General features: G+C 62.6%; 16 protein-coding genes and 2 tRNA genes. 6 read left to right on the forward strand and 12 right to left on the reverse strand.

What is annotated here, in order from left to right:
* Positions 1-46 precede the first annotated feature (46 nt).
* The 3 genes from thrS to uvrB form a co-directional block, all read right to left on the reverse strand.
* On the reverse strand, positions 47-1,948 hold the full coding sequence (gene thrS / locus ASE43_RS05815) for a threonine--tRNA ligase (protein ID WP_056181721.1): 1,902 nt from the start codon (positions 1,946-1,948) through the stop codon (positions 47-49).
* A gap of 447 nt (positions 1,949-2,395) precedes the next feature.
* A tRNA-Val gene (locus ASE43_RS05820) sits at positions 2,396-2,470 on the reverse strand.
* Positions 2,471-2,591: 121 nt separating this feature from the next.
* Complete coding sequence (gene uvrB / locus ASE43_RS05825; RefSeq protein ID WP_057159889.1) at positions 2,592-4,625, reverse strand: excinuclease ABC subunit UvrB; 2,034 nt, start codon at positions 4,623-4,625, stop codon at positions 2,592-2,594.
* A gap of 235 nt (positions 4,626-4,860) precedes the next feature.
* On the opposite strand from uvrB, the gene ASE43_RS05830 reads away from it, so the two are divergent.
* Positions 4,861-5,310, forward strand: coding sequence for a hypothetical protein (locus tag ASE43_RS05830; protein WP_057159720.1), 450 nt, complete (start codon positions 4,861-4,863; stop codon positions 5,308-5,310).
* Between the two features lie 69 nt (positions 5,311-5,379).
* Positions 5,380-5,456 (forward strand) — tRNA-Asn (locus ASE43_RS05835).
* Positions 5,457-5,616: 160 nt separating this feature from the next.
* Here the strand turns inward: ASE43_RS05835 and ASE43_RS05840 are convergent.
* The 9 genes from ASE43_RS05840 to ppnN form a co-directional block, all read right to left on the reverse strand.
* Positions 5,617-6,339, reverse strand: coding sequence for a hypothetical protein (locus ASE43_RS05840; RefSeq protein WP_057159721.1), 723 nt, complete (start codon positions 6,337-6,339; stop codon positions 5,617-5,619).
* Between the two features lie 216 nt (positions 6,340-6,555).
* The gene (locus ASE43_RS05845) at positions 6,556-7,482 is read right to left on the reverse strand and encodes a hypothetical protein (protein WP_157499670.1); all 927 of its coding nucleotides are present in this window, start codon (positions 7,480-7,482) and stop codon (positions 6,556-6,558) included.
* A gap of 138 nt (positions 7,483-7,620) precedes the next feature.
* A complete protein-coding gene (locus ASE43_RS05850; RefSeq protein ID WP_057159723.1) occupies positions 7,621-8,031 on the reverse strand; it encodes a type IV pilin protein in 411 nt (136 codons plus the stop codon).
* A 22-nt stretch (positions 8,032-8,053) separates the two neighbouring features.
* Positions 8,054-11,920 carry a PilC/PilY family type IV pilus protein gene (locus tag ASE43_RS05855; protein ID WP_057159724.1) on the reverse strand — a complete coding sequence of 1,289 codons (3,867 nt, stop codon included), beginning with the start codon at positions 11,918-11,920 and terminating at the stop codon, positions 8,054-8,056.
* Positions 11,921-11,931: 11 nt separating this feature from the next.
* Positions 11,932-12,411: a PilX N-terminal domain-containing pilus assembly protein gene (locus tag ASE43_RS05860; RefSeq protein WP_057159725.1), complete on the reverse strand. Its 480-nt coding sequence runs from the start codon at positions 12,409-12,411 to the stop codon at positions 11,932-11,934.
* A gap of 12 nt (positions 12,412-12,423) precedes the next feature.
* On the reverse strand, positions 12,424-13,695 hold the full coding sequence (locus ASE43_RS05865; RefSeq protein ID WP_057159726.1) for a PilW family protein: 1,272 nt from the start codon (positions 13,693-13,695) through the stop codon (positions 12,424-12,426).
* Positions 13,692-14,177 (reverse strand): type IV pilus modification protein PilV, encoded by a 486-nt coding sequence (pilV, locus tag ASE43_RS05870; RefSeq protein WP_082607111.1) that lies wholly within the window; start codon positions 14,175-14,177, stop codon positions 13,692-13,694. The genes ASE43_RS05865 and pilV overlap by 4 nt, the downstream gene beginning before the upstream one ends.
* A complete protein-coding gene (locus tag ASE43_RS05875; RefSeq protein WP_082607112.1) occupies positions 14,174-14,716 on the reverse strand; it encodes a GspH/FimT family pseudopilin in 543 nt (180 codons plus the stop codon). The genes pilV and ASE43_RS05875 overlap by 4 nt, the downstream gene beginning before the upstream one ends.
* A gap of 471 nt (positions 14,717-15,187) precedes the next feature.
* Complete coding sequence (gene ppnN / locus ASE43_RS05880; protein WP_200944029.1) at positions 15,188-16,591, reverse strand: nucleotide 5'-monophosphate nucleosidase PpnN; 1,404 nt, start codon at positions 16,589-16,591, stop codon at positions 15,188-15,190.
* A gap of 174 nt (positions 16,592-16,765) precedes the next feature.
* On the opposite strand from ppnN, the gene ASE43_RS21140 reads away from it, so the two are divergent.
* From ASE43_RS21140 to ASE43_RS21695, 4 genes are read left to right on the forward strand one after another with little or no spacing between them, the layout of a single operon-like run.
* Positions 16,766-17,860, forward strand: a complete 1,095-nt coding sequence (locus tag ASE43_RS21140; RefSeq protein ID WP_082607113.1) for a Fic family protein — start codon at positions 16,766-16,768, stop codon at positions 17,858-17,860.
* Between the two features lie 4 nt (positions 17,861-17,864).
* Positions 17,865-19,946, forward strand: coding sequence for a DUF6531 domain-containing protein (locus ASE43_RS21690; protein ID WP_157499671.1), 2,082 nt, complete (start codon positions 17,865-17,867; stop codon positions 19,944-19,946).
* Between the two features lie 50 nt (positions 19,947-19,996).
* Entirely contained in the window at positions 19,997-22,258 is a 2,262-nt protein-coding gene (locus ASE43_RS21145) for an RHS repeat-associated core domain-containing protein (protein WP_082607114.1), read from the forward strand.
* A complete protein-coding gene (locus ASE43_RS21695; protein ID WP_162258755.1) occupies positions 22,251-22,715 on the forward strand; it encodes a hypothetical protein in 465 nt (154 codons plus the stop codon). Before ASE43_RS21145 ends, ASE43_RS21695 begins: the two co-directional genes overlap by 8 nt.
* Positions 22,716-22,943 lie beyond the last annotated feature (228 nt).

The raw sequence follows: 22,943 nt of genomic DNA on the forward strand, positions 1-22,943 counted from the left end.
CGGGACGGAGTCTGAACAAGCTGGCCTGAAACTGGGTGCTGCGCGCTTAAGCGACGCTCTCGTCGTGCAAACGCGAGGCGAACTCGGCGACGGTCATCGTCCCCAGGTCCTCCCCTCCCCGAGTGCGTACCGCAATCATGCCATTTTCCTTCTCGCGATCGCCGGCCACGAGCAGGTACGGCACGCGCTGCAGCGTGTGCTCGCGAATCTTATAGCCGATCTTTTCGTTCCGCAAATCGGACTGAACCCGGAACCCTTGATTTGCAAGGAGTTTCCGGACCTCATCCACATAATCGGCCTGAGCGTCGGTAATGTTCATCACCGTGGCCTGGATCGGGGCCAGCCAGGCCGGGAATTGGCCGGCGTGGTGCTCGATCAGGATCCCGATGAAGCGCTCCATCGAGCCCACGATGGCCCGGTGCAGCATGACCGGGGTCCGGCGCTGGCTGTGCTCGTCCACGTATTCGGCGCCCAGACGGCCCGGCATCATGAAATCGACCTGCATCGTGCCCAGCTGCCAGGTCCGGCCGATCGCGTCCTTGAGGTGGTATTCGATCTTGGGGCCGTAGAAGGCGCCCTCGCCGGGCAGCTCCTGCCATTCCACCCCGCAGGCGCCCAGGGCGCTGCGCAGGGCGGCCTCGGCCTTGTCCCAGGTGGCGTCGTCGCCCAGGCGCGAGTCCGGGCGCAGGGCGATCTTGATCTGGATGTCCTCGAAGCCGAAATCGCCGTAGACCGCCAGCGCCTGCTGGTGGAAGGCGGTCACTTCGGCCTCGATCTGGTCCTCCAGGCAGAAGATGTGGCCGTCGTCCTGGGTGAAGCCGCGCACGCGCAGGATGCCGTGCAGCGCGCCGGAGGGCTCGTTGCGGTGGCAGGAACCGAACTCGCCGTAGCGGATCGGCAGGTCGCGGTAGCTGTGCAGGCCCTGGTTGAACACCTGGACGTGGCCCGGGCAGTTCATCGGCTTGACCGCGTAGGTGCGCTTCTCCGACTCGGTGAAGAACATGTTCTCCTTGTAGTTGTCCCAGTGGCCGGACTTCTGCCACAGCGACACGTCCAGGATCTGCGGACAACGCACCTCGCCGTAGCCGCTTTCGCGGTAGACGCGGCGCATGTACTGCTCCACCACCTGCCAGATCGACCAGCCCTTGGGGTGCCAGAACACCAGGCCGGGCGCCTCTTCCTGCAGGTGGAACAGGTCCTGCTGCTTGCCGATGCGGCGGTGGTCGCGCTTCTCGGCTTCCTCGATGCGCTGGATGTAGGCCGACAGCTGCTTCTTGTCGGCCCAGGCCGTGCCGTAGACGCGCTGCAGCTGCTCGTTCTTGGAATCGCCGCGCCAGTAGGCGCCGGAAATGCGGGTCAGCTTGAAGGCCTTGAGGAAGCGCGTGTTCGGCACGTGCGGGCCGCGGCACATGTCGACGTATTCCTCGTGGTAGTACAGGCCCATGGCCTGCTCGTCGGGCATGTCCTCGACCAGGCGCAGCTTGTAGTCCTCGCCGCGCGAGGCGAACACGTCGATCACCTGCGCGCGCGGCGTGACCTTCTTGATCACGTCGTAGTCCTTGTCGATCAGCTCGATCATGCGCGCTTCGATCGCGGCCAGGTCCTCGGGCGTGAACGGGCGCTCGTACCAGATGTCGTAGTAGAAGCCTTCCTCGATCACCGGGCCGATCACCATCTTCGCGCTCGGATACAGCTGCTTGACCGCGTGGCCGACCAGGTGGGCGCAGGAGTGGCGGATGATCTCGACGCCTTCGGGATCCTTGGGCGTGATGATGCGCAGCGTGGCGTCGTGGTCGATGCGGTCGCTGGCGTCGACCAGCTTGCCGTCGACTTCGCCGGCGACGGTGGCCTTGGCCAGGCCGGCGCCGATCGAGGCAGCGACCTCCATGACGGATACGGGCTGTTCGAATTCGCGGCGGCTGCCGTCGGGGAGGGTAATGGCGATCATGGCGTTCGGGATCTGGATTCTTGTAGGAAAGCGGCGCCGGTGGCGCCCGGGAGATGCGGGAGCCGTCGCCTGGACGGCGGGGGCGCGACCCGGGTCGCGGGCGCCCTGACGTTCAGGGAAGGCGGTTCAAAGCGGTTCGGGAGCGGCGGCAAGAAAAAAGCGCCGCGAGGGCGCCTGCGTACGCAGCTGCCTCGGGCGGTTCAACGATGGGCGCGGGTAGTGTCCATGTCGCACGCTAGGCCGGCGGTTAAGCGGGCCACCTGTTCGCGGGACGCAGCCGGATGCCGCGTCGATACCGCTAATAGTTGGGGACGGAAGGGGGCCAAGTCAACGAGCGCGACGCCGGCGGCGGCGCTGGCCGGCCCTGGAGCGCATCCGCGCGCCCGAAGCCTGCCGGAGCGCGGAAACAGAAAGGCCCGGCTCGCGCCAGGCCTTTCGTCACCGAATTGGTGGGCGATACAGGGTTCGAACCTGTGACCCCTACCATGTCAAGGTAGTGCTCTACCGCTGAGCTAATCGCCCGTCGCCGAACTTGCGTGAAACTCCCCGGCGAGGGGCGCGCAGTGTAGCCCAGCGGCGCGCGGCCGACAAGCGTCCGCGCCGCGCGCGCGACCGGCGCGTGAGGCAAGCCCGGCCGCCGACCTCAGGCCGCGAAACCGGCGTCCTTGAGCTTGCGCAGCTGGTCGCGCACGGCCGCGGCCTCCTCGAATTCCAGGTCGCGGGCGTGCTGGTACATCTGCTGTTCCAGCGCCTTGATCTTGGCCGAGAACTGGGCCGGGCTGAGCGCGGCGTAATCGGCCATGGACTCGGCGACCTTGCGGGTCTTGCCGCGTCCGCGCGCGGTCTCGGACGGATCGGCGCGCGCGCCCTCGAACAGGTCCACCACGGTCTTGGACACCGACTTCGGGGTGATGTTGTGCTCGAGGTTGTACTCGACCTGGCGCGCGCGGCGGCGGTCGGTCTCGTCGATCGCCGCCTGCATCGAGCGGGTGACCTTGTCGGCGTACAGGATCGCCTTGCCGCGCAGATTGCGCGCGGCGCGGCCGATGGTCTGGATCAGCGAACCGGTCGACCGCAGGAAGCCTTCCTTGTCGGCGTCCAGGATCGCCACCAGCGACACCTCGGGCATGTCCAGGCCCTCGCGCAACAGGTTGATGCCGACCAATACGTCGAACTTGCCCAGGCGCAGGTCGCGGATGATCTCGATGCGCTCGACCGTGTCCACGTCCGAATGCAGATAGCGCACGCGCACGCCGTGCTCGCCGAGGTATTCGGTGAGGTTTTCGGCCATGCGCTTGGTCAGGGTGGTGATCAGCACGCGATCGCCCATGGCCACGCGCTCGTTGATCTCGCCGAGCACGTCGTCGACCTGGGTGCCGACCGGACGGATCTCGACCACCGGATCGATCAGGCCGGTCGGGCGCACCACCAGCTCGGTGATCTGCCCTTCCGACTTCTGCAGCTCGTAGGGGCCGGGCGTGGCCGAGACGAAGATCGCGCGCGGCGAACGGCCCTCCCATTCCTCGAACTTCAGCGGCCGGTTGTCCAGCGCCGACGGCAGGCGGAAGCCGAACTCGACCAGGGTTTCCTTGCGCGAACGGTCGCCTTTGTACATCGCGCCGATCTGCGGCACGGTCACGTGCGATTCGTCCACCACCAGCAACGCGTCCGGCGCCAGATAGTCGAACAAGCACGGCGGCGGCTCGCCCGGCATGTGCCCGGTCAGATGGCGCGAGTAGTTCTCGATGCCGTTGCAGTAACCGACCTCGGCCAGCATCTCCAGATCGAACTGGGTGCGCTGGGCCAGGCGCTGCGCCTCGACCAGCTTGTTCTGCGCGTACAGCTGTTCCAGGCGCAGCCGCAGCTCGTCCTTGATCGCGTCGATCGCGTCCAGCACCGTGCGACGCGTGGTCACGTAATGCGACTTGGGATAGATGGTGTAGCGCGGCAGCTTGCGCAGGGTTTCGCCGGTGAGCGGATCGAACGCGGTCAGGTTCTCGATCTCGCCATCAAACAGCTCGATGCGCAGCGCCTCCATCTCCGATTCGGCCGGATGCACGTCGATGACCTCGCCGCGCACCCGGTAGGTGCCGCGGCGCAGCTCGGTATCGTTGCGCGCGTACTGCATCTCGGTCAGGCGGCGGATCAGCTCGCGCTGATCGATGCGCTCGCCGCGCACCATGTGCAGGACCATACGGAAGTATTCGTTGGGATCGCCCAGGCCGTAGATCGCCGACACCGTGCACACGATGATGGTGTCGCGACGCTCCAGCAGGGCCTTGGTCGCCGACAGCCGCATCTGCTCGATGTGCTCGTTCACCGAGCTGTCCTTCTCGATGAAGGTGTCGCTGGACGGAACGTAGGCCTCGGGCTGGTAGTAGTCGTAGTAGCTGACGAAGTACTCGACCGCGTTGTGCGGGAAGAAAGCCTTGAACTCGCCGTACAGCTGCGCGGCCAGGGTCTTGTTGGGCGCCATCACCAGGGTCGGTTTCTGCACCGACTGGATCACGTTGGCGATGGTGTAGGTCTTGCCCGAACCGGTCACGCCCAGCAGGGTCTGCTGGGCCAGGCCGTTCTCGAAACCGGCGATCAGGCTGTCGATCGCGAGCGGTTGATCGCCGGCCGGCGAATACGGCGCGACCAGTTGGAAACCTGCGGGATGAATGAGCTCGTTCATGGTCATCGGCTGCGGTCGATCCTCAAGTGTACCCAGACTGCGCGAAGCGCGATCGGGCGGTTTTGCTGCACGACCCGGAGGGCCGTTTCGATGGTTCTGCATCACGCCCGCATGGATGCTGGCGTCCAGCCCGAATGGCATCGGGCGAGATGAATGCAGGGCAACGAAGCCGCGCACGCGGCCTCGCGTCGACGGAATTTCCGCGGGTCCCGGGCCTGCTCAACAGCGGCCTGGATTGGCCGCTGCGGCCATCGACGACACGCCTGAGCGCAGGCTGGAGCGCCAGCAACCGGCCTGCACCCTGCAGGCGCTCGGCGCCGACGCCGCCTACGCAAGAAGTGCGGCCGCCGCCCGCCGGACTCAAGGCGTGCGGCGCCTGCGCGCCGCCGACCGACACTGTCAGTCGAATGAACCCTGGGATTCGTGCCGGCCGACCTTCGCCGACCGCGCCGGTGATCGGCGCCCAGACGTTGCCGACGCCAGATTGCGCGAGGCCTTCCACGAGCGGCGCACGCTGGGTATTCGCTCCATTCGCGGCCACCCCGCTGCGCTCGGCCACAGCGGCCTGAATCCAGCCAGCAGCCCTTGGCAGCCGGCCTGTCTCGGCGAGACCCTGCGGCCCGAAGTGCGCATCGACGCCGCTGGCCGCGCTCGGACCCAACAGCCCTATCGCTGCCCGCTGTGACCGCACTGCACGCGAACGCGCGCCCAGGGCTTGACCCTCCGGGGACCTCCCCCTAGGATATGCGTCCCCGCCCGAATAGCTCAGCCGGTTAGAGCACTTGACTGTTAATCAGGGGGTCGTTGGTTCGAGTCCAACTTCGGGCGCCAAGATTCGCGTTATGCACCAAGGCTCGCAGCGATGCGGGCCTTTTTGCTTTTGTACGCGGCGGTCCAAAACTATCGCGCTCGTCCAAAATCGCGCGACCTGAAGCGTTCGCAGCCGCCACCTTGCGCGGCCTGCCGCCCGTCCCCTACCCGCCCTGCCCGCTCAAGACGAGCACTGGCAGTCCCCGGCGTAGGTCTTGCAGTCCGAGGGCACCATCCATTGCTCGCGATAGCCCTCGCTGTCGCGGGTGAGCCGGATCACGCCGCGGCGCGCGCCGATGTACCAGCGCCCGCGATGCTCGACGATGCTGGACGGATTGACTCGCCACCACTGCATGTTGTTATGCAGGCGCGTGGCCTGCATCGTCTGCAGGTCCAGCCGGGTCACGCCCACCACGGTCAGCAGGTACCAACTGCCGCCGCGCGCGTAAGCCGCCAGCGGCGGCTCCTCCAGGCGCAGCACCTGCTCGACTTGCCAGCCCTTGCCGTCGATCGAACGCAGGCGATGGATGGAACCGTCGCGAAAGGTGCGATTCGACAGGCCCACGACATAGACGTCGCCGCGATGCTGGGCAAAGCCGATCGGATTGACGTCGAGCAGCGTGCGTCGCTGCCGCCCCCCGTCGCTCACCCACTCCACGGACCCGCCGAGCATGCCCTGATTGCGCCCCACCAGCCGACCGCGCTTACCGACCGACCACACCAGGTCGCCGTTCTTGGCGTCCTGCGCACGCGGCGCGAACATCAGCTTGTCCCCGGCCACGCGCGCGCCCCACTCCTGCTGGGCCATGCTGGTGCAATGCCAGTCCAGCTCGGTACGCGCCGGCGCGACGACCGTCCAGGACGAAGCTGCGGCGGCCACGACCAGTGCGATGCCGGTCAGCATGCGGCGCTTGCGCTGCGCGCATCAGGATCTCGCCTGCACGCACATGGACCTTGCGCGCGGCCGCATAGGGCCGGCGACCGGTCCGTCGACTGGCTAAAACCTCGACTCAATCCCCACCATTCGCAATCCATCGCTACTCCCACTCCGGCGCCGCCGCGTCCGCCGCATCTTGGCAGAAGACGGACGCGATCGCTTCGAAGCCGCCGCATTTCGGACTTAGGGAAGAACGGGCTTGGGCGCGGTTGCGGGACCCGCCTCCACGAAGCTGCCCGCATCCCCCGCCGCGACGGTCTGCAGGTATTCGTACCACTCCCGTTGGATGGTTGCGACCGGCCCGATCCGGCGTTCGAAATCCGCCAGCGTGCCGCCGTCGCGGATCAGGGCGCGGAAGCCGGCGGCGTACTTGCCGTCCTCGTAGTGGAACAGGAAGTGGGTCAGGCTCCAGTAGCCGATGTAGTACTGGTTGAAGCGGCGGTTGAGGTCGGCGCGGTCGATGCCGGCGATCAGGGTGCGCAGGGCGACGATGCGCCCCGCGCGGATATCGGCCTCGGGGTCGCCGCTCAGGCCCAGCTCGCCCAGCCACCAGATCGGATAGGTGTCGGGGTCGATGCTGCCGGGTCGCAGGCGTTGGCCCTCCAGGCGACTCGCGCCGAAGTAGCTGGCCAGGCCCTCGTTGACCCATTTCGCCGGCTTCAATCCCGCCAGTTCGTGGTTCAACTGGTGGGTGGCCTCGTGGACCATCCAGTGATACGGATTGGCGACGCCTTCGGCGTAGTAGGCATAGCAGGTTGGGGCCAGGTAGTAGGCCTCGGCCCAGGCGCTGCTGCGGTTATGCGCGCGGAACTGCGCGCGATCGCCGTAAAGCACGAGCTGGTGCTTGGCGCGTCCGGCTTCGTCCTTCAACTCGAAGGTTTGCAGGTAGGCCGCATGCAGGGCCTCGGCTGCCGCCAGCACCGCGCGCGTCTGCTCAGGCGTGGCCGTGCTGGTCGCGCGGTAGTGTGCGCTTTCATAGCGCGGGCCCGCGGGCAAGGGTGCGCCCGACGCCGACACTGGGCCCGCGAGCCGATCGCGCGACCACCAATACGCGCCGCCAGCGATCGCCAGCAGGGCGAGCCCACAGCAGATCCAGCGCGATCCCCGCATCGCCGTCCTCCCAGGCCGCAGGCGCGGCCCTGAGCGCACCTTCGCCGAACCGGTAACGCGATTCAACGCCCGCAGCGCATAAACGAACGGGGCCGCGATTTCCCGCGGCCCCGTTCATGTCCTGGCGAGTCTTGCGCCTTACCAGCAGCGCGAGATGTCCGACGTGGCCGCCGACTTTACGCCCGCGGCGTTCAGGCCAAGCGTGCCGCACAGCGTGTCCTGCGTCTGCGGCCCTTGCGGCGTGGCCGTGAGGTTGTAGGCATTGACGGTCTGGTTGGCGATCGCGATGTTGTAGTAGGTCGTGCCCTGGCGCGGCGACACGTTCATGCCGGCCGGGAGCGCGAAGCCCACGTAGGTGTTGTTGACCGAGCGGAAGCGCTCGGCCAACTGGGCGATCTCGACCAGGTCGGCCTTGGCCTGGCCGCGTCGCGCCTTGCGCACGCTGTCCTGGTACGCGGGCACCGCTACCGCGACCAGGATGCCGACGATCGCGATCGCGATCATCAGCTCGATCAGGGTAAAGCCTCGAATGGCGTTGGGACGGTTCATGTCTCTGGGCTTCCTGAATGCGTTAACGGACCTGGCGCCACGACTGACGACCGCACATGCCCCACTTGTACAGCGCCGGACCACCTGCGGCCTGGACGATACGCGTACAAGGCGACTGGTTCAGGCGTGCGGCGATCTCCGCCGCCGTCGCATTGGGCGGCAGTTCGGGCGGCGGCGGCGGGCTGAAGATATTCACATCGGTAATCGGACCGGTGTTCTTGCCCGTCAGCTCCACTGCGCCGGCGCCGGCGGCCATGGGATTCGCCGTGGGCGAATCGGGCCGCACGCTGCTCATGTAGGCACTGCCGCTGAGCGCGCTTAGCCCGTACAGCCAGTTCTTACCGCCCGACGCACAGCCGGAGGCGGCGTCATTAGCCGCGTTCGCCACGATCGGCTCGAAAGTCGGGAAGAAGAAGGTGCCGTCCTGGATGCGCGGGCGTCCGACCATGCGTTCGCCGTTCTGCACCGGCGCCGCGGCGCCGGTCTTCACCGCCAGATCCAGGTACCAGCCGGACTTGGTCAGGAAGTTCACTGAGTTCTGCGTGACCTCGCGGACAGCATCGGTGTTGTCGTTGCTCAGCACCTGCTGTTGCAACGCGGTCGCACGCGCCGCGGTGATGCGCACGCCGTTGTCGACCACGCCGTACACCGACTGCATGTCCTTGTTGTCGGAGTCTCCGCCGAAGGAGTAGCTGCCGGTGCCGAACAGGATCATCACGCCGCTGGACGGGCCAGCCACCGCATTCAGGCCACCGGTCACGGGCTGGCGTTTGCCGTTGGCGTCCTTGGCGGTGAAGAAGGGCTTGTCGGCGCCGAAGACAACGGTGTTGGTGCGCAGGTCGAACTTCCAGATGTTGCCGTGCAGGTCGCCGCCGTAGACGGTGTCGACGTAGCCATCGCTGCCGGCGGTGTAAGTACCGCCGCCCGCCGCGTCGTAGACGTAGCGGTCCAGCGCCATCACGTTGCCCATTCCGTTGGGATCGGTCGGCACGCCGGTGCCGGCGGCCTCGGCGACCTCGATCGTCGCGACCGAACCATCCGCGATGTCGACCACGAACAGCGACGCCTTACCGCTGATGCTGCCGTAACCATTGCCGAAGATCGCCTTCCAGCGCGTGCCGCCCGAGGTGCGCACCGGCACGATCAGCGGCTTGCCCAGTACGTGGCCGATGCGCTGGCCGGTGGTGCCGGTGACCTTGTCGTTGACTTCCCACATCACGTTGCCGGCGGTGAACAGGGTCGGGTCGGTCACGTTCAGACCGAACACGCTGCGCCCACCCGCACCCGCGGTACCCACCAGAACCGTCGCCCAGCCGGTGCCGGTGTAAGCATCGGATACCGTGATCGGGCCATCGACGAAGTAACGGTGCTGGAAGATCTGGTCGCCCTTGCGATCCGGGTCGTACGGGAACAGCAAGTTACCCATGTGTCCGACCGACGTCGCCGGGATGTAGCCGAACGACTCGCCACCATTGTCGCCACGGAAGCCATGCAACATGCCGTCGTTGGCCGCGGCATAGACCATCGTCAGACGGTTCTTCTTCGCCGTCAGGTAGGCCTCGTAGTTATACGGATCGAAATCGGTGGCGTTGGTGCCACGCAAGGTCATGTAGCCGTAGTTGTCGAACGCGGAAGACACCACCGGCGAAGAATTGATGATATCGCCCAGCCGGCTGGTGCGATCGCGCATCTTGCCGCCGTTCCTCTTTTCGCCCGTGTCTTGACCGGCCAGGTAGGCCACGGCCTCGGCCTCGGTCACGCCCAGCGTGGTGACGGCCGCCTTGGTGCAGGTCGAGAGCGTATCCGCGCACAGAGTGGTGAACACGTCGCCCAGGTTGCCAGACGAGAACGCCTTGACCACGGGCTTGACGGCTCCGCCGCTGGTGGTGCCGAACAACAGATTCCTGCCAGTACGCGCGAGCTGCGCCGAGGCTTCCCACTTATCGGTGAATGTGAGCTCGCCGGCGGTGCCGACGCTGACGGTCGACGCGACCAGACGGCTGTACCAATCGGTGTTGTTGTTTTTGGCCTCGTAGCTGGGCACCACCGACAGCGAATTGCTGGAAATACGCGAGCCGGTCAGACCCGCGCTACCGGAGGGCGTGGCACCGCCGGACACCGACGCCAACACACGGCGCATCGCAGCGGTGATGTCGGCCGGAGTCTTGGCGTTGATGTACTCGCCGCGGGTGTTGATCGAGGCGTGCCAGATATCGTCGACCGTGGTCGGATTGTCGTTCTGCCAGCCGGGCCATGCGGGGTTGGTGACGAACGGATCCTGAGCCACATTCGGATTGAAGATGGTGCCACGCGCACCGAGGGTGATGCCGTAGAAGTTGAGGTGCAGACGACGCTCGCAGTCGAGCCTATTGCTGGGCGTTGCGGACTTGCACTCGTCAGGCACCGGCACCTTGCCCTGTCCACCATTCAGATTGAAGGGGCCGTCGGTGCGCAGTGGCACCACGCCGCCGGCCTCGGTGCCCAGGTAGTACTGGCTGACGATGTCGGCCATGGTGTCGCTATTGTTGTCGGCGAACGGCGCGCCCATGTTGCCGTCGATGTTGCCGGTGGTGATGGTGCCGCCGTTGCTGTAGCCGTCGGTGAACAGCATCACCGCGTTCTTCTGGCACACGCGCTGAACCGGAGCGCCGCCCTTGCCGTCGGCGACCGCGTCGGTGCGCCGGAACTGACTGGCCGCCGCGCTGACCGCCTGGCGGTTCGGCGTGCCGCCGCTGGCGCCCAGCGCGAACACGCCGTTGGTGTACAGGTCGTCGCGTCGGGCCTGCACGCTCATGTCCTGCATGTAGACGCGTTCGGCCGCGGTGTTGATCGGATCGTTGAAGCTGCCGTTGGAGTTGATCGGGAAGAAGCCGACGCGCATGTCCTTGATGTCGGCCAGCGAACGGCTCATGCCCGCGACCATGGCGCGATTGCGGTTGCCGTAGTAGCTGAACCAGTTGACGAAGTTCTGCAGCTGGGCGTTGTAGTTGGCCGTGGTGTCGAAGTTGGCCGACGCGATGGTGTAGCGCCACAGGTTGCAGCCGGTGCCGCAGGCATCGGCGATCACCGGACGCGACACCGCGTCTGTCTTGTAGCCCACCGGCTGCTCGGCCGCCGGCGTGGTCGTCTTCATGTAGAAGGTCGCCGGGTAGTACTGCATGTAAACGGTGGTAGTGCCGCCGTTCCAGGTCTGGCCGCCCGCGGGGACGGTGAACGAGTTACCGCCCACGATCTGGTAGTTGGTGCCGGCCGGCATGAACATGCCGTTGCGCATGGTGAAGATTTCGGCCGTGGTGTAGCGGGTGGCGGCCAGGTTGACGGTGGTACCGGCATTGCGCGGGTCGACCTTGGTGGCCGTGGTCGATGCGTTGCCGTTGGGATTGCCCGCGCTGTAGTCGTACGGCACCTTGGTCGGCGGCATCGCCGAGGTCAGCCATGCTTCGTACTTGACGTTGGGATTGAAGAACGAGGGATTGAAATCCGACGAACGCGCCGCGCCCAGCGAATCCAGCGGTGGCAGGCCGAGGAAGCCGCCGCCCGCGCGCGGGCCCGGCAGCAAATAGAAATGATCGCAGCCGCCGTCGGTGCGCGGCTTACCCGCGTTGGCGCCCGTGGTGTAGAACAGGCCGTAAGGCTGTGTGCTGCTGTCGCGGCCGAAGCAGACCTCGCCGTCCTGACCCGGGAACATGGTCTGGAACGTCATCGAGCCGGAGTCGTCGACCGCCATCATGAAGGCCGGCGGCACGCCGTCGCCGCCCAGATTCAGCGGCGCCTGCGCGAGCGTGCCGGCACCCTGGGTGGTCGTGTTCGCGACCAGGCTGGGTATGCGGACGCCGAGCACCACCAGACCGGTCGCGGCGATAGTGAGGAGAATGCGATTCGCGTTCATGGCCAGGGCCCTCAACGGCCGATGAAAATAGTGTCGACGACAGCGTCGGACGTCGGGTCCGCCGCGCGGTCGCTGCGGTAGGCGGTGATGCGATAGCGCTGGAACACCTGCTCGCTGGGCGGGAACTCGCCTATATTCACCTGTCCGCCGCCGACGCATTGCTCGACTTTGCGCACGCGCGCGGGCGGCTCGGGATTACCGGCGGCGACGTCGATGGCCGCCTGGACGCCGAACGCGGCCGGGTCGAAGCCGCCGCAGTTCTCCTCCAGGCGCGTGGACGCGCCAACCTCCGCCTCGGCCTGGCGCGCGAGCTCTTCCGTGCGCTGGAACGCGGTATTGGTGGCCAGATAATTGGCCGACATACGCTCCTGCATCGTCGCCACCTGCATGCCCGTGATACCGAGCAGGGCCAGGATGATCAGGAAGATCAGTGCGACGTAGAGTGCGGCGCCCCGTTGCTTGCGCGGGCTGTTGAATCCGGAACGATTCATGTGCCTGTCTCCTCAGTTCTCGAACAGGCGGTTGCGCTGGGCAACGGTCGTTTCGTAAACGGTGCGGTAAAAGCCGTCGTCCTGCGGCGTCACCAGGGTGCCCAGCACAGACATGCGCTGCACGGCAGGATCCATCTGCGCCGATACGGCGCCTTCGGAACTGCGCATCACCAGGCCGACCTGCACCGCGCCGATGCGGCGCCAAAGGCTCGCATTGTTGCCGTTGGGATTGGTCACGCCGCCGCCGACCTGGTTGGCGGTCCAACTGGTGGTGACGTAGCCGCTGGGTGACTGATTTGCCGCAACGACCCGGTCCTGCCCGTACAACAGCTGCAGCGACTCGACGCCTTCGACCAACTCTTCGCGCCGGTCGGCGGTGGCCGCATCCAGGCCGCCCGCTGCGTTGCGCACGAAACGAGCGCGGTACAGCGACGGCCCCGTGGTGCCGGTACCGCCGGTGCCCGCGCCGATACCGACGAAATAGACGACCACTTCGGCGCGGTACAGCGTGGCCTTGGTGGCGTCGTAGAAATCGCGATCGCCCATGAAGTTGGAGCGGTTCAAAGGATCGGCCGCCGAAGACACCGTGATCACGCCGTTACCCGGATTGACGGCGCCGGCGAACACGCTGGCGCGCTTGCAGTCGCCGATACCGAACAGCCCCGAACCGCCGGTGCTGACAGCCGTGCTTTGCGGAGTCAGGGTGCTGGTGGGATCGCCGCCGGTGAAGTTGGTCATGCCGGTGCCGATCGGCCAGAAATAGCGCAGCACCAGGATGTCGCTGCCCGCCACAGGCTGAAGGCCGCCGATTTCGGCCGGCAGCGCCGGACTCCACTGGTTCACGTTACCCAGTACCGGCGTACCGCTGGCGACGTTGATGGTATCGCCCGGCGAAGTGTTGACCGCCTCGAAGCCCTGCATGCCCACGTCGAAACGCAGCAAATACGGCGCGTTCTGGAAGTTGCCGGCGATGCGGTCGGCCTGGTTGAGGAACAGCAGGTTCAGGCCTTCCTCGGCCGGCACCGCCGCCTGCAGCAGCGCGGTGTCGTTGACGCAGCCCAGATGCCCGGCCATGCGCAGGTCGCGTTCCAGCGAATCCATCGCGAAACGTGCGTTCTCTTGCGCGCGGCCGATGCCCTCGGCCAGACGGTAGGCCGAGCGGGAGGCCGACATCACCTGCACCAGGCCCAGCATCAGCACCATGCCGATCGCCAGCGCGACCATCAGTTCGACCAGCGACAGACCCTGCTGTGAACGCTCGGAGATATGGGGTTGACGAGTCATAGCCGTGTGGTCACCACGTAAGTCGATTGGGCCTGGCCCAGGGCGGCCTGGCTGAGGTCGTCGGCCCAACGCAGGGTCACGGTCACGGCGTCGCCGTTGAACACCACCTGGCCCTGCCCTCCGGGCAAGCTGGAGCTGACTTCGCAACGCCATACATTCATGTTGGCGTTGAAGTCGATCGCCGCGCCGCGGCCGCAGCCGCCGACGGCGGGCGCCGTGGGGAAGCTGTTGAAGGTCAAGGCGCTGTATTGGCGCGACACCACGCGATTGGTGCGCATCATGTCGATGACCTGATGCGAGAGATTCACCGCGGTGGTGCGATGGTTCGCACTCTGGGTATAGCGGATGTTGAGGGTCTGCAGAAAGGCCAAGCCGAGCAGGCCGAAGGCCAGCACCAGCAGCGCGATCAGCACTTCGATCAGCGAGAAACCGCCGACGGAGCGCCGTGAGGCTCCCCTGGCGCGCGAGGAGGACCGGCTCATGAGCAGCTTTCCTTCTGAATACGCACCTGGCCCGCGCGGGTGACAGTCAGGCGGCGCTGCTTGTTGGCGGCGCCAGCCGTGCAATCCACGGTGTGCGAGGTGAACACGGCGTTGGCCGCGGGCGTGGTCATGCGGCCGCGGCGGTCGAAAATGATCATCGGCACCGCCGCCCCGGCCGAAGCCAAGGCCACTTGCGCCGGATTACCCTGGAAGTAGCGGATGGCAGGCTCGTTGGCCGCCTTGGCACCGTCCGAGTTGGTGTCGGTCCAGACCAGCCAGCCCGCGCTCCAGTTGTTGGCGCAAGTCGCGCCGTCGGCGCTGGGGCAAACCCCGGCCCCGCCGCCCTGGCTGCTGCGCATGGCCTCGGTACGGGCCAGGTTGACGCCGGCGATCATGGAATTGGACGCCGCGGCCAGGCGGTTATTGCTCAAGGCCTCGGTGAACGACGGCCAGCCCAAGGCCAGCAGCACGCCCAGTACGGCGATCGCGATCATCAACTCCATCAGGGTAAAGCCCTGATTGGCACTCATTCTGGACATGCTCTCTCCCCAGCATTCACGAAAACGATGCTAAAGGAGTGTTCTCAAGTAGCAAGCAATGACCGGACAGGCGGTCCAGCGGTGTGGATAGGCGTGCCAGAAGGCGTCAATTTGTGACAGAAGGCGGCGCACAAATGCGACCCAAACCCAAAGCAGCGGAGCACGATGTCCGAATTGCGCGATTCGCGACCGTTCGTCCCGACGCGCACAAGCACTGCAATTGCTGGCACTGCAGGCCCGCGCATGCGGACGCGCGAGGCATCGCTTAGGCACCTTTCAAGTGCCAAAGAAGCGAAATTTTAACGTCGTAGTCCGATCAGTGGGCTTCGCGCACCAACGATGCTCAGCGGTCGGCCGGGGTACCGCGACCCGCTGCAACCGCCTCCCCCTGCCCGCGCGCGCTAAGCCGGACCGGGGTCGATCGCCCCGGCCGCGGTCGGCCCGGCGTGAGTCCGCCGGGCCTGGGTTCTATCAGGTCACGACCCGATAGCAGGGCCGGTACTCGCCGGCGATCTTCATGCGGCGCTGCTCGACGAAAGCGCGCAGCAGCGCGTCCAGCGACTGCATCATGTCGGCGTCGCCGTGGATCTCGAACGGGCCGAACTCCTCGATGCGGCGCATGCCGTCCTCCTTCACATTGCCGGCGACGATGCCGGAGAAGGCGCGGCGCAGATCCGCCGCCAGTTCGTGCGGCTTGCGGCCGTGGTGCAGGTCCAGACCCGCCATCGCCTCGTGGGTGGGCACGAAGGGGTGCTGGAACTCGACCGGGATATCGATCGACCAGTTGAAATAGAACGAGTCCTTCTGCGCGATGCGGTGCTCGCGCACCTTGCGGATGCCGATGGACATGCGCTTGGCCACCGCCTCCGGATCGCCGACGATGATTTCGTAGCGCGAGGTCGCCGCCTCGCCCAGGGTCAGACGGAGGAAGCGGTCGATCTGCTCGAAGTACGGCGCCGAGGCCACCGGGCCGGTCAGGATCAGCGGGAACGGCAGATGCGCGTTCTCCTCGCGCAGCAGGATGCCGAGCAGGTACAGAATCTCCTCGGCGGTGCCCACGCCGCCCGGGAACACGATAATGCCGTGGCCCAGACGCACGAAGGCCTCCAGGCGCTTCTCGATGTCCGGCATGATCACCAGGTGATTCACGATCGGGTTCGGCGACTCGGCCGCGATGATGCCCGGCTCGGTGATGCCGATGTAGCGCATGCGGCGCTTACGCTGCTTGGCATGGGCGATGGTCGCACCCTTCATCGGCCCCTTCATTGCGCCCGGGCCGCAGCCCGTGCAGATGTCCAGGCCGCGCAGGCCCAGCTCGTAGCCGACCTGCTTGGTGTAGATGTACTCGTCGCGCGAGATCGAATGGCCGCCCCAGCAGACCACCAGATTCGGGTCGGCCGGGTGCAGGATGCGCGCGTTGCGCAGCAGGCCGAACACCGCGTCGGTGATGCCGTCGCTGCTCTTGAGGTCGCGGCCGCCGTCGGCCGCCAGCTCGATCGCCGTGTAGGCCAGGTCGCGGACCACCGCGAACAGCAGCTCGGCCACGCCGCGGATGATCTCGCCGTCGACGAAGGCCATGGCCGGGGCGTGGGTCAGGTCGATACGGACGCCGCGGTCCTGCTGATGGACCTGAATATCGAAATCCGGGTACAGCTCGCGCGCCGCGCGCGGGTCGTCGGACGCCGAGCCGCTGGTCAGCACGGCCAGGGCGCAGCGGCGCAGCAAATCGTGCATGCCGGTGGAAGCGTCGCGCAGGCGCGCGACCTCGTCGCGGGACAGGACGTCCAGCCCGCCCTTGGGGTAGATACGTGCGTTCACCGTCGGCAGGGCGGTGGTGATGGTTGCGGTCATGCTTGCCTTCTCTTGGGTGTTCATCGTCGTCATTTGACCCGCGACTTTAACCCACTGATCGGGCGCAAGTAACCATTCCTGGCGGCATTCGCGGGGTGCCATATCGCCGTCTTGATAAGCACCAAGCCATATCCGAGACTGCTAATCATCGGCTCGGGGTGTAGGCACCCACGAGCTGCCTGCCAAAGGAAGGGAGCGATGCTGGCGGTCGAACACACAGATGGCTTGGAACCCGCCATATCCGCATCGCAATTCCAGTTATATGCCCAGTCGATTCGTGGCTGGCGCCTCCCCATGGGCCGAACAGACGCGCTGCCCTCCGGCGCTAGCGGGCTACCCCTTCGCTATTTCACACCGGATCCGATCACCGAGATCGTGGCGCGCTGCTCGGTAGCGCCCTTTCAAAGGCAGCACCAGGGCAACGACCCAGCGATTGCTCTGCTCTTCTGTCGCGCGGCGTCTCGCAACGCCGCTGGCGAAGTCGACCTGCTTCAAAGCAACCGTCTTTGCCGCGAAGTGCTGGCGACCAGCCAACTCCCGATGGATGTGCCCGCATTGATCTCCTTGGCAAGGGAAATATGGCCAGCCACAACTGGATTGCGCCGCGAGATTTCCTTTGCTGGCGGCTCTACAGCCAGCACCGCAACAAAGATATACGCGCCCCACCCCGAATTGCCGCAATTGATGGCTTCATTGGCAGAGCTATCCCACGAGCTCCCAGCGATTGACCCCTTGGTTCTTTCGTCACTAATTGGTTACTTCTGCGCGAATGCGCATCCATTTTCCGATGGCAACGGGCGCTGGTCCCGCCTCGTGGCGCTTCGAATCTCGAAATCCAAAGGACTCGTTGCAACCTCCATAAATATTACCTTTCAGAACCTTCTAAAGCTGGGCTTAGCCACGAAAGTATGGCCAATGACTCATCATGAAGGGCCTGAGAAGTACCTGCGGCACGCAGTTACGTTTGAACAACTCATCAGTAAAGAACTATCTGCAAGCGGCCTTTCTACAATATCAAAATCGATCACCAAAGTTATTTCAGAGCGCTGCAACAACGGAAAGGCGAGGCGCGACGTTCTACTCGACATATACGGCACGGGACGACTTTCCAAAGACCGTTTACGATCACTAATGCCTCTCTCAGAACGGTCCGCAGCCAACCTTCTACTTCAAATAGAAGAATCCGGAAACGGCCTGCTCACTTCTTCTGACGAAATACTATCCGCATCGCTACTGCACAGACGTACCGACGAAATACTCCGAGTCGCCGCAATACAAACAATAGAGCAATGATCAAATGAGCGAAAATAGACTTAACTATGGCAACGAGCTATCAGAGCGCTCTCAACATAGTCTCAGGCACGCCATTGTCTGCATTCTGATCGCGACGAGCGGCTGTATCGCATCAACTCAAGCATTTGCTGAAGACGACGTCACAACGACACTCGACCCCGTGCGAGTCACTACCACACTGCTGCGCTGGCTAACGCCGAGCAGCCGATACTTTAATCAGCTTAGGATTAATGACTCGCAAACATCGCGAGACAATTTTCAGTGGGCCAATGGGTTCGGCACGGCTCCGGGCTCTCCGACGGATGCCACCACCTCAGGTGAGTCCTGCCGATCAAACCCCATAATCATGTCAAACGGCAATAAGATCGAGTATGAGCAAGATTTCGAAGCACTAGCCGTCGAAATGCCACTATCACTCACCAGAACTTACAACAGAAACAATGAGATCGGAAGTTCTATATTATCAGGTTACTGGACAACCAATTACGACTATTACCTGGAAGCCACTCCTTCCATTGTTACAGCCTGGCGACCCGATGGCCGAAAGATCGACTTTACCTCCACCGATCAAATAAATTGGTATGAGCAAAAAACCACCCCTGTAGCACGAATAGTAAAAGCAAGTGATGGCTCCTTCACGCTTTACAGCGAAGAAGGAACCATTGAACGCTACGAACCTCTATACACGCAAGCCTACAGAGTCGTCAGCGTGAAGAACCGCGCCGGTGTCGGCTGGACCTACACCTATTATAACGGATCATCCATTTATGAATCACGGCGACCGGTGCGCATCACGCACACCTCTGGCGATTACATTAATATTAGCTATACAAACATAAATGGACCGAATGAGACGGTAACTATCACGAATGCGGACGGAAAACAGTACAAGTACAGCTATTCCTTTGAAAATTCTATCTTCAGCGTTCTTCTTCCGGATGGCACGACTACAAGCTACCACTACCAAGACTATATCGGCACAAGCGATCACCGAGGTGAACTGATTGGAAAATCTTATAACGGCATTAGGTACTCAACGTTTCAATGGGGGAACTACTGGGTACACGAATACGACCCTGACGGAAACTACTATCGCCGAGATGTGAGACTACCGATTAGCAGCGAGCATGCGGGCGGCGTTGAACGATCCACCTTCGACTACACAATTGACGAATACACTGCCAGTGTCAAAAGCGTTGTTGAGACCAACCCGCTTGGCAAGAAGTTCGTACATCAGTTCGATCAAGGAAGAATGGTCAGCACATCGGCTCAATCAAGCCCAAACTGTGCAGCCGCTTACCGGGAGACAACCTACGACGCTAGTGGTTTTCGCAACTTGGTAACGGACTTCAATGGCAACGTGACCGACTATGATTATGACGGCGCGGGGCGCCTGACAAAGAAGACAGAAGCCGCTGGAACCGCCTTAGCGCGGGTTACCACCTACGAATGGAACGGCCAGTTCGGCCAAATGAGCCGCGCCACGAAGGCAGGTCTTGTCGAGACCCTATACACCTACACCAGTCTCGGATTCCCAGAAACTATTAGCACGAAGAATCTGGCGTCTGCCGGTGTGCCAGGACAGATACGAACGACAACCTATACGTACACAAGGCACCCCAATGGGCTGCTTGCCAGCGTGAATCAAGATGGCCCCATCGCAGGTGCCTCCGACCAGACGACATCCACATTTGACCAGCGTGGGAATCTGGTAAGCGTGGCAAATTCTCTCGGGCATACGCGGCACTTTGGAAATCACAACGGCATGGGACAACCCGGGACAATCACTGGCCCTAACGGAGATGTCACGGACTACTTCTACGACCCGCGCGGCCGCATTTCTATTGTGCGTCAGTACCCCAGCGGCTCAGCGGTCGATACAACTTACACCTATCAATCGGGACTTCTCTCATCTGTCAATCAAGCTGGCGGAAGGGAAGAGAAGTATTTGTACGACGCCGCACGGCGCCTCGTAGAAAAATACTATCAAGACAGCGATGGCACTTATGCGCGGACTCGCTACACATACAACGCAATGTCTCTCCCGACCTCAATCGTAGTCAGCAAAACGACGGAGGCCCCGTGATCATTTGTACCGCAAATATAGAAGCGATCCGATCGCATCGAAGGGGCAGCATGAAGCGCGTTTACCTAACCGCTCTGGCGTGTGCCATTGCACCTATGGCGCAGGCCGCCATGATCGGGGCGACCTATCTCGAGTACGACGAGCTCGGCCGCCCAATAAAAGTGAGCGGCAACAATGGCCAGAGCATCCGGTACATTTATGATGCCAATGGAAACATCACCTCCGTAACGGATGCGCAGGGGCGACAGTCTTCGATTCAATATGACGCACTGGATCGCCCCAATGTCGTTACTAATGCCGAGAATAAATCAACAACGATCGTTCATGACGGCAATGACGCAGTCATACAAGTAACAGACCCTCGCGGTCTGAGCACACATTATGCAAGAGACGGGTTTGAGCAGCCCTGGAGTCAGTCTAGCCCCGACACGGGTTCCACGACTTTCGAGTACGACGAAGCCGGACTGCGCACGAAGTTGAAGCGCAATGACGGAAGCGAACTTAGCTTCTCTTACGACGGCCTCGGCCGGCTCATTTCACAAGCAGGCGGCGGAGAAACCAGGGTCTACGGCTACGATTGGTGTGGCCACGGCATCGGGCGCCTTTGCGGCGCTGAGGGACAAGGCTCCATCTACTTCGGTTATAAATCTGATGGACGGCTCGCAGTTACCCGCGAGCTATGGGGCGGTCATGACGATTGGATGTTGTACGACTACGACGGGTACGGGCGACTATCCGGAGTCAACTATGGCGGCGCGTACGCCAACTACAGTTACACCTCTGGTCAACTGTCCCACGTCTACTTATACGATGGCACGACTAACCATCCGATTGCCACCAACATCGTACACCGACCTTACGGAGGTATCGAAGGGTGGACTTATGGGAACGGGTTGACGCGTCGCTACAACTACGATCTCGATGGCCGCATTACCGGCATCAGCGTTGGCGACGCCCACTCTGTTCTTCAAAGCCTGACATATGCGTATAACACCAGCAACGAAATCACTGCCATCACCAATGGCATTGATGCGAGCATGAACCAGAATTTTGGTTACGACCTAGTATCACGCCTAACTAGCGTCACGTCCTCAAAGAACGAGAGCATCACATACGACAATAATGGCAACCGCACATTGACCAACTGGATCGCACCGATCTACAACGTCGTCGACAGCGCAAGCAATCGCATCAACAGTGACTACAACGGCGTGCCTGGTGCCGGAATTAGCTACACACATGACGCACGCGGGAATCGCAGCAGCCAGTCCTGGAGCGGCTCAACTGCAACATTCTCGTATGACCCGTTCAATCGCTTACGCAGTTTGGCACGAACCGCTGACACTACCTACCTCAGTCCGGGCTACGTGATGACCACCTATCCGGCTGGTACCACCACTTACTCAGTTAACGCACTGGACCAACGCGTAGCGAAGTCTGGCCCACTCGGCACGCACCGCTTCGTCTATGGTGGCACTGGGAACAAACTGTTGTCCGAGTACACTGGCGGTGCTTGGCACCGCTATATCTGGCTCGGCGATGAACCAATCGCACTTCAACGCAATAATCAGCTTTACTTCATTCATACGGATCATTTGTCTCGGCCTGAGATTGTAAGCGACAGCACCAAAGTCGTTCAGTGGCGCGCAAAGAACTATCACTCTGACCGCGGCATTGTTTTAGATAACATCGGCGGTTTAAATCTTGGCTTCTCTGGACAGTACTACGATGCCGAGTCGGGCCTGTGGCACAACGGTTTTCGCGACTATGACAGCCGCCTGGGACGATACCTTCAATCAGATCCAGTTGGAATATCAGGAGGAATCAACACCTATGCTTACGTTGCCGGAAACCCAATTAGTGCGGTTGACCCTACGGGGCTGCTGGATGTCCGCGCGAGAAAAATTCTCGGTGGGGAGCACCGTGGGCAAATTGTTTTCAAAGTAACCTTCTACAACATGGCCACCGGCGCACTACGCGACGGGAAATCAGCAGCAATATCGGCCCTACCGAAGGGCGCCAAACGCGTAGCCAAACCTTTTGACGGCGCATTAACTTATCTGGACGGGGAACCTGCAGGCGTAAGCTCGATACCACTATCACGCATAGACAAACGCCAAGAATGTGACGCATTCGATGACGAGGCAAAGGATATCTATGAAGATATGTTCGGCCTTTGGGATGCAGCCGACACTATCACTGCGGATCAGCTTGTCCGCTTCATACATGCCGTTAACAAAGCCAATCCCAATCTTCGCTACGACGCCGGTTTAATGATCACTGACGCAATCAATGGCGCAGCCTTTGAATAAGAAAATTCACTGGACGTTGACGTTCATCGTTTCCGCAACATCAGTGCTGCTGTCAATATACCCAATTGTCAGCAAAGTAGTTGTTCGATCAAATGCGCTCTTAATAGCCAGTCTGACTGGGTATCTTGTCGTATCGACTTACCTTGCTATCGCGCTCATGATATGGATAGACAGCAAAGCGTTTAAGCTTGGAAAGACTGTCGGCACCTTGACTTCGACGCTTCTTTTACTTGGATTTTCCTGGTTAGTATTTGGTACATACTTTTATCAGACAGCAGTACATGGCTTAGAATCCGTCGACCAGTTGCATGTCGAGCATTTGCTTAGGGAATCGCTCCAGAACCAACTAATTCTTTCAGTACTCGCCGCTCTTATGGTAATTCGCAAAAGTGGAAACATCGATCTTATTTGCGCATTTTCCGTCTCAGGCATTTTAGCCATCCTGATTCTCGGCTAGCCCCCTTCGAACAAAAAGCCTCGCAAACGCGAGGCTTTTTTTCACACTGTCAAAAAATCTATTGCGGCCAATCAAGCTCGTTCCGCCATTGCAAGAACCGTCCGCAAACTAGCAAATGAGTAGATCTGTGAATCCACGCGACTAAGCCCCACTTGCGAATATGCGCTCCCCATGCACGCTCGGTAAGATTGAGTAGCGACTTAAAGTAGAGCCCCTAAGAACTGGCAG

The sequence above is a fragment of the Lysobacter sp. Root983 genome, assembly GCF_001429345.1.
Taxonomy (GTDB): domain Bacteria; phylum Pseudomonadota; class Gammaproteobacteria; order Xanthomonadales; family Xanthomonadaceae; genus Lysobacter.